At 65.6% G+C, this 1,467-nt stretch carries 2 protein-coding genes; both read left to right on the top strand.

Annotation, left to right across the window (positions count from 1 at the left end; genetic code table 11):
* Positions 1 to 480 (top strand): class I SAM-dependent RNA methyltransferase (locus BUQ68_RS22545; RefSeq protein ID WP_139315310.1); only part of this gene is annotated, 480 nt, incomplete at its 5' end.
* Positions 481 to 941: 461 nt separating this feature from the next.
* Positions 942 to 1,322, top strand: coding sequence for a VOC family protein (locus BUQ68_RS22540; RefSeq protein WP_075218277.1), 381 nt, complete (start codon positions 942 to 944; stop codon positions 1,320 to 1,322).
* Positions 1,323 to 1,467: the final 145 nt, after the last annotated feature.

Here is a 1,467-nt window from a genome sequence, read left to right as displayed (position 1 = left end):
GCCGAGGCGGCGATGGCCGACATCGTGCTTGCCGCGACGGCGGGGGCCAAGAGGGTGGCGGACCTCTATGCCGGCGTCGGCACCTTCGCACTCCGCCTCGCCCGGCACGCGACCGTCCACGCCGCCGAAGGCGACGCAGGCGCGGTCGCGGCGCTCGACCGGGCCGCCCGCACCATGACGGGCCGCAGCCGCATCACCGCCGAGCGGCGCGACCTGGGACGCCGCCCGCTGGTGGAGAAGGAGCTGGAGCCGTTCGACGCCGTGGTGTTCGACCCGCCGCGCACGGGGGCGCCGGAGCAGAGCGGCTGGCTGGCAAAATCGACCGTGAAGACCGTCGTGGCGGTGAGCTGCAACCCCGCGACCCTGGCGCGCGACCTGCGCACGCTGGTGGACGGCGGCTACCGCATCGAGAGCGTCACGCCGATCGACCAGTTCCTGTGGTCGAGCCACGTGGAGGTGGTGGCGGTGCTCAGGCGCTGATCTCGAGCATTGTCGATTATGACAATGATCCCTTAGGGTGGTGGCGTTCGGCGGCGGAAGCTGACCGCGCCGGGCCAGCGGCGCGATCGGGGAGGACGGGCCACCCCGACCGAAGGCTAGGGCCTCGCCGGTTCCGAACCGGAGGTGATGACGATGCGGCGAAGGCCCGTCACCATCACGCTGAGCTTGAAACGCACCCGGACAGCCTGGCCGGTTGTCTTCCGGGTGGCGTTCTAGCGGTAGGCAAAGGAGGGCGGGCGCAAGCTCGTCCTCCACTCCGACGATAGCGATGCCCAGGGTTTTTGCCAAGAGGACGGGCCATCAACGGCTTACGGCTCGTCGCCGTTCGGATCGGCCCGGAGAGACCAGGGGGATCCGCGCATTCGCAGTGCGGAGTCGAGTTTTGGACAAAGTATGGAAGTGCTCGGCCACGATGCGGGTATTCAGTCGAGGTATAGATTGTGCGCCTTAACCAAGTAACTGTTACGATGCCCGACCTGGATGCGGGTTGGGCCTTCTACTGCACTCTCGGTCTCAAGCCTATCGTCGACTCCCGTCCTCGATATGCGCGTTTCGTTTACCCGGACGGTGAAAGCACCTTTTCCCTTCACCAGGGCGAGAGTGGCAGTGGCGGGACCACAGTGTATTTCGAATGCGATAACCTTGACGAGAAGGTCAGCGGTCTCCGTGAGGTCGGCCTTCGCTTCGTGAGCGAACCTGAGGATAAAAGTTGGCTTTGGCGCGAGGCGGAACTATTTGACCCCGGCGGCAACCGCATCATCCTGTATTTTGCCGGATCGAACCGCATCGACCCGATGTGGCGGTTGGATTGCTCGCGATGACGAGGAAAATGCCGCGCCGTGGTCAGTTTTAATCCTCGACTTTCGCGTCCCCTTGATCTTTGACCCGATGGGAACGTGGCGAGGCGATCGTGGAGCGGCGGCCGCCGGTGGCGCCTATCGACGGCATCGCCGTGGTGCCGCCGCC

This window comes from Mongoliimonas terrestris, from assembly GCF_001927285.1.
Taxonomy (GTDB): Bacteria; Pseudomonadota; Alphaproteobacteria; order Rhizobiales; family Pleomorphomonadaceae; genus Chthonobacter; species Chthonobacter terrestris.
This window is presented reverse-complemented; position numbering and strand designations above follow the sequence as displayed.